The 6,289-nt window shown below is 60.8% G+C and carries 5 protein-coding genes; 3 read left to right on the top strand and 2 right to left on the bottom strand.

What is annotated here, in order from left to right; translation table 11 throughout:
• Window positions 1-47: 47 nt before the first annotated feature.
• Window positions 48-521 (bottom strand): transcription elongation factor GreA, encoded by a 474-nt coding sequence (greA, locus tag Q0J75_RS12235; protein WP_297201751.1) that lies wholly within the window; start codon window positions 519-521, stop codon window positions 48-50.
• 134 nt (window positions 522-655) lie between these two features.
• The gene (locus Q0J75_RS12230) at window positions 656-1,375 is read right to left on the bottom strand and encodes a hypothetical protein (protein WP_297201748.1); all 720 of its coding nucleotides are present in this window, start codon (window positions 1,373-1,375) and stop codon (window positions 656-658) included.
• A gap of 195 nt (window positions 1,376-1,570) precedes the next feature.
• Between Q0J75_RS12230 and Q0J75_RS12225 the strand changes: the two genes are divergently transcribed.
• From Q0J75_RS12225 to Q0J75_RS12215, 3 genes are all read left to right on the top strand, one after another.
• Complete coding sequence (locus Q0J75_RS12225) at window positions 1,571-3,136, top strand: alkaline phosphatase (protein ID WP_297201745.1); 1,566 nt, start codon at window positions 1,571-1,573, stop codon at window positions 3,134-3,136.
• A 92-nt stretch (window positions 3,137-3,228) separates the two neighbouring features.
• The gene (locus Q0J75_RS12220) at window positions 3,229-4,398 is read left to right on the top strand and encodes a YibE/F family protein (protein WP_297201755.1); all 1,170 of its coding nucleotides are present in this window, start codon (window positions 3,229-3,231) and stop codon (window positions 4,396-4,398) included.
• A 93-nt stretch (window positions 4,399-4,491) separates the two neighbouring features.
• Window positions 4,492-6,174, top strand: coding sequence for a glutamine--tRNA ligase/YqeY domain fusion protein (locus tag Q0J75_RS12215; RefSeq protein ID WP_297201742.1), 1,683 nt, complete (start codon window positions 4,492-4,494; stop codon window positions 6,172-6,174).
• Window positions 6,175-6,289 lie beyond the last annotated feature (115 nt).

Below are 6,289 nucleotides of genomic sequence, written 5' to 3'. Positions count from 1 at the left end.
TCGGGCTGATTGACGCTTCTCTCTTCAGTACTCATTGTTCTTGCTCCTTACTTTTGAATCTCTAGGATACGATACCTTAATACACCGGCGGGCGCTTCCACCTGGACCTCGTCGCCCACCGCGCGGCCCAGCAGGGCCTTTCCGAAGGGGGAATCCTCCGAAATACGGCCGTTCATGGGGTCGGCCTCCTGAGAGCCTACCACCTGGTAGACCTCCTCCTCACTGAACTCCAGGTCCAGCACCTTGACGCTGGAACCCAGACGGACGGAATTGGGATCGCTCTCGTGCTCCTCAATGACCACGTAGTTGGCCAAAATATTCTCTACCTCCGCAATGCGGGAGTAGAGCTTGCCCTGCTCGTTTTTGGCCTCGTCGTACTCGCTGTTCTCAGACAGATCGCCAAAGGAACGGGCCTCCTTGATCTGATCGGCCACCTCTTTTTCCCGGACGGTCTTCAGATAGTTGAGCTCCTGTTTTAATTCCTCCAGCCGCTCTGCGCTGAGTTTGAATTCTTTTGCCATGTCGATCGTGCACACCTTTCCTTGATTGCTCTATGCTATCGGAATGGGGCCAAAGGCGGCCCCAGCAAATTCAGAACGGAAACACTCCGCCACGTTAATACGATATTATATGTAGTTTAACACCTCCTGTCAAGTCAATCCTTGGGTCTGGGAGGCAGAAATCTCAACTGTTTGACCTGAATCCGTCCCTCCTCCCACAGCAGCGCCAGCAGGGGCAGCCGGTCCAGTCCGGCGGGCAGTCCCCCTGCCGCCGGAATCGGTACAAACCCGGCCAGATCAGGGGCTTTTCCCCACAGATGGAACGTCGTCCGCCCCGGCGCCTCCTCCGGCCCGAAGCACAGGGCCACGTCCGCCCCCGCATCCTCCGGGGGGCGCACCGCCGCCCCGAACTCCGCCCGCAGCCAGGCCGCCAGCTCCTCCCCCTCCGCTCCCGCGTCCACCGACAGATAACGCACCCGGGGGCACAGCAGCTCCGCCGCCTGAAAGAGCGCATGGCTCACCCGCCGGCCGGACAGCAGCACTGAGGCCCGCTCCGGCCGCAGCCCCTGCCGGTCCAGGGCGGCCAGCGTCAGCGGAGCGGCCAGGGCCTGACAGAAGGTTTCAGTCTCCACCGGCCGCAGTCCCGCCTGGCGCAGCACATCCCAATATGGAAAGGCCGGCGCTGTCAGTACCCTGCGGCTTCCCCCACGGGCCAGCGCCTCCGCCCCCCGGCAGACCCGCCGCAGCCGCCGCTTCTCCCGAAGGTTCTCCGATGCCGGGGTGGCCGCCCACAGGCAGCGCAGTCCCATCAGTCCCCGTACCTCCACCTGCGGTTTCCGCTCCCGCCGGTCTGTCAGCTCCAGTACTCCGATCACAGTTTCCCTCACCTCGCATACAACCTATGCGCTCCGCCTCTGGGGATATCCCTCTCTTTGCAGGTTTTTTACAATGCCTTACGTGGATTTTTCCATCCTTTACCGGGACACGATAGCGGCAGCCAGCGCATTTTGGGTATGATACCGTTGTCTCTGAAAAGAGGCGAACGAAGAATTGTTTTGGAGGAATCAAGCATGAACTGGAAGCGACCCCTCGCTCTGACAATGACCGCTCTGACCCTGGGCGGCTCTCTTGCCGCCTGCGGCAACCCGTCCGCCGGAACCACGCCCAAGACTACCGGCACTCCCGCCGCAGAGGTGCAGGCCCTCTCCGCCGGAACAGTCAAGACCCCCAAGTATGTGTTTCTCTTCATCGGCGACGGCATGAGCTATCCCCAGATCCAGTCCACCGCCGACTATCTGGGCGCGCTGGGGGACAAGGACTACTGGCAGGCCCAGCCCAGTCTGGACGACAACGGCGGCGCTACGCTGGACGGCCCCTCCTATCTGAATTTTATGAACTTCGAGGCCGCCGGTTCGGCTGTCACCTATGACTCCAACAGCTTCTGCCCCGACTCCGCCTCCACCGCCACCTCCATTTCCACCGGTCATAAGACCTACTCCGGCACCATCAACATGGACGAGACCGGCACCACCGCCTATGAGACCATTGCCGAGAAGGTCCATGACCAACTGGGCATGAGCGTGGGCGTGATCTCCTCCGTCAACCTGAACCATGCCACACCTGCCGCTTTCTATGCCCACCAGGCCAGCCGCAACGACTATTATGAGATCGGCCTGGAGCTGGTAAACTCCGGCTTTGAGTACTTTGCCGGCGGCGCTCTGCTGAAGCCCACCGGCGCCGAAGGGGATCAGAAGGATCTGTATGCCCTGGCGGAAGAGGCGGGCTACAATGTGGTCAAGACCCAGGCTGAGGCCGAGAAGGTCACCGAAGGCCCGGTAATCATCGTGGACGAGCATCTGGCCGACGGCGACGCCATGGCCTACGAGCTGGACCGTACCGACAGCATGTGGTCCCTGGCCGACCATGTCGCCAAGGGCGTTGAAGTCCTGGAGCAGGACGAGGACGGCTTCTTCCTGATGTGCGAGGGCGGCAAGATCGACTGGGCCTGCCACGCCAATGACGCCGCCTCCGCCATCCATGATACCAAGGCTCTGTCCGACGCGGTCCAGGTGGCCATTGATTTCGCCGAGGAGCACCCCGACGAGACCCTGATCCTGGTCACCGGCGACCATGAGACCGGCGGTCTGACCATCGGCTTTGCCGGCACCGATTACGACACCTATCTGAACCTGCTGGAGAGCCAGAAGATCTCCTATGCCAAGTTCGACAGCGACTATGTGGCTGCCTACAAAGAGGAGCAGACCTCTTTTGAGGATGTGCTGGCCGATGTGGAGGAGCTGTTCGGGCTCAAGACAGAGGGCGAGGAAGGCGACAAGCTGGTGCTCACCCCCTACGAGCTCAGCCAGCTGAAGACCGCCTATGAAAAGAGCATCCATGAGACCGCCACCGGCATGGACGAGCAGCAGGAGTATGTGCTGTACGGCACCTACGAGCCCCTTACCGTCACCCTCACCCACATCATCAACAACAAGTCCGGCGTGTCCTTTACCTCCTACAGCCACACCGGTCTGCCTGTAGCGGTGCTGGCTCACGGTGTCAACGCCGGTCAGTTCAACGGCTATTACGACAACACCGAGATTTTCCAGAAGCTGGCCACCATGCTCGGCGTACAGTAATCACTTCCTTCCCCCTCCTATCATCCAAGCAGCAAAAGGGTGCGGCAAACCGCCGCATCCTTTTTGCCAGTAGGAAAGGACCGATGTATTTCATGCACACACTCCTTTTGGACCGGGACAAGCGGCGCTACTATGCGCCCCTGGCCATCTGTCTGGTCCTCATTCTCTTTTTGTTCCTGCTCCCCACCGGCTTTGAGGGGGCCCTCCAATACCAGCAGGCCGACCGTTGTACCGCTCTGGTAACGGCGGTGGACGACTCGGCCATCATCGACACCGGCCTGGTCCGCTCGGGGGAGCAGCGCTGCACCCTGGAGTTGCTGGGCGGCCGTTTTGAGGGGACGACCACCACCGGCGTCAATCTGCTCAACGGCTCTCTGGAACAGGATAAGCTCTTTGTTCCCGGAGACAAAGCCATGGTGGTGGTCAGCTACCAGGGGGACGAGATTCTCTCAGTCACCATGACCGACCACTACCGGATCGGCAAGGAGGCCATCCTGGCCGGTATTTTTGCCCTGTTCCTCATCCTCTTTGCCGGGCGCACCGGCATCCGGGCCATCGTCTCCTTTGTGCTGACCGTGCTCATGCTGTGGAAAGTACTGGTCCCCCTGTACCTCAACGGCTGGAATCCCATCTTTATGGGGCTGCTGGTCACCCTGGTGCTCACCCTACTTATCATCGCCCTGGTGTATGGCTTTGACCGGCGGTGTCTTTCTGCGGTGTCTGGGGCCTTTCTGGGGGTGCTGGTGACCTGCGTGCTGGGCGTCCTGTTTACCGATCTGTTCCAGATCCACGGCGCGGTGATGGCCTACTCGGAGAGTCTTCTCTATGCCGGGTATCAGGATTTGAATCTGACCCAGATCTTTATGGCCTCCATTTTTATCGGCTCCTCCGGCGCGGTGATGGACCTGAGCGTGGACATCACCTCCGCCGTTCATGAGGTGGTGGAAAAGCGGCCCGATATCTCCCGCTGGGAGGCGATGTGCTCCGGGCTGAATGTGGGACGGGCCGCGATGGGCACCATGACCACCACCCTGCTGCTGGCCTATTCCGGCGGCTATGTCGCCCTGCTGATGGTCTTTATGGCCCAGGGTACCCCGGTCTGGAATATCCTTAATTATAAGTATGTGGCCTCTGAGATCGTCCACACCATCGTGGGCTCCTTCGGTCTGGTCACTGTGGCCCCCTTCACTGCCCTTACCAGCGGTTTCCTGCTGGCGGGCCGGGCCCACCGGCAGGAAGCTCTGCCCCAGACCGAACCCTGACGACTTTCCTCCGGCTTCCGGTTTCCGCTCTTGCTTTTTTCCCCGTTCCGGGGTAAAATATTGGTTCGTATTAAGATATAAGGAGTGAAACCAATGCCAGAAGAGCTGAACCCCACCATGACGCAGAACTTCATCCATGATTTCATCGACGAGGACATCGCCCAGGGTGGTCAGTTCCAAGGCATGACCGTCCACACCCGGTTCCCGCCGGAGCCCAACGGCTACCTGCATATCGGCCATGCCAAGGCAATTTTTGTAGACTTCGGCACTGCCGAGAAATACGGCGGTCTGTGCAACCTCCGCATGGACGACACCAACCCCACCAAGGAGGATGTGGAGTATGTGGAGGCCATCCAGGAGGACATCCACTGGCTGGGCTATGACTGGGGCGACCGGTTCTATTTTGCCTCCGACTACTTTGAAAAAATGTATGAGTATGCCGTGGAGCTCATCCAAAAGGGCCTGGCCTATGTGTGCGAGCTCACCCCGGAGCAGTTCAAGGAGTACCGGGGCGACGTGAACACCCCCGCCCGCTCCCCCTATCGGGACCGGCCTGTGGAGGAATCCCTGGACCTGTTTGCCCGGATGCGGGCAGGGGAGTTCCCCAACGGCGCCATGACCCTGCGGGCCAAGATCGACCTTGCCAGCGGCAACTTCAATATGCGGGACCCGGTGATCTACCGCATCAACCACATGCACCATCACCGGCAGGGGGACAAGTGGTGCATCTATCCCATGTACGACTTTGCCCACCCCATCGAGGACGCCCTGGAGGGGATCACCCATTCCCTGTGCTCCCTGGAGTTTGAGGATCACCGGCCCCTGTACGACTGGGTCATCCAGAACTGCCCCGTCCCCGCCAAGCCCCGGCAGATCGAGTTTGCCCGGCTGGGCATCAACTACACCGTCATGAGCAAGCGCAAGCTGCGCCAGCTGGTGGAGGAGGGCCGGGTGTCCGGCTGGGACGATCCCCGTATGCCTACCCTGTGCGGCCTGCGCCGCCGGGGCTACACCCCCCGGGCCATCCGCAATTTCTCCGAGCGCAACGGCGTGAGCAAGGCGGCCTCCACCGTGGAGTATGCCTTTTTGGAGCACTGCCTGCGGGAGGATCTGAATCTCACAGCCCAGCGGGTCATGGCGGTGCTCCGCCCCATCAAGCTGACCATCACCAACTACCCCGAGGGCCAGAGCGAGGTGTTCTCCGTGGAGAACAACCCCAACAATCCCGACGCCGGCAGCCGGGAGATCACTTTCTCCCGGAACCTCTATGTGGAGGCGGAGGATTTTCTGGAGACTCCGGTGCCCAAGTACAAGCGGCTCTACCCCGACGGCCCCGAGTGCCGCCTGAAGGGCGCCTACCTCATCCAGTGTACCGGCTGCGCCAAGGATGAGAACGGCAACATCACCGAGATCTTTGCCACCTACGATCCCGACAGCCGGGGGGGCGACCCCGCCGACGGCCGCAGGGTAAAGGGGGCCACCATTCACTGGGTGGACGCCGCCACTGCCGTGGACGCCGAGGTCCGGCTGTATGACAACCTGTTCACCGACGCCGACCCGGACGCCGGAGACAAGAACTTCCTGGACTGCCTGAACCCCAACTCCCTGGAGGTGCTCTCCAACGCCAAGGTGGAGGCCGGTCTGGCCAATGTGGAGGCCCCCGCCTCCTTCCAGTTCCTGCGTCAGGGCTATTTCTGCGCCGACAACAGGGATTCCAAGCCCGGCCATCTGGTGTTTAACCGGTCTGTCAGTCTGAAGGATTCCTTTAAATTTTAAGAGAACAAAAGAGGCGGGCGGCTATAGGCCGCCCGCCCCAGCCTGTCGAGAAACCCGGTTTATGCATCAAGCATAAGCCGGGTTTCTGGCGTATAGAGGCCAAAGAAGTACAAGT

Origin of the sequence: uncultured Flavonifractor sp., assembly GCF_944385615.1 — a bacterium.
In the GTDB taxonomy this organism is placed as follows: Bacteria; Bacillota; Clostridia; order Oscillospirales; family Oscillospiraceae; genus Flavonifractor.
Note: the sequence above shows the minus strand (reverse complement) of the source record. Positions and strands in the feature narration are given on the sequence as shown.

Bases quoted from the DNA above. Each gene is read 5' to 3' on its own strand.
- Q0J75_RS12215 (WP_297201742.1), top strand. From the start codon at position 4,492: ATGCCAGAAGAGCTGAACCCCACCATGACGCAGAACTTCATCCATGAT.
- Q0J75_RS12220 (WP_297201755.1), top strand. From the start codon at position 3,229: ATGCACACACTCCTTTTGGACCGGGACAAGCGGCGCTACTATGCGCCC.
- greA (WP_297201751.1), bottom strand. From the start codon at position 521: ATGGCAAAAGAATTCAAACTCAGCGCAGAGCGGCTGGAGGAATTAAAA.
- Q0J75_RS12225 (WP_297201745.1), top strand. From the start codon at position 1,571: ATGAACTGGAAGCGACCCCTCGCTCTGACAATGACCGCTCTGACCCTG.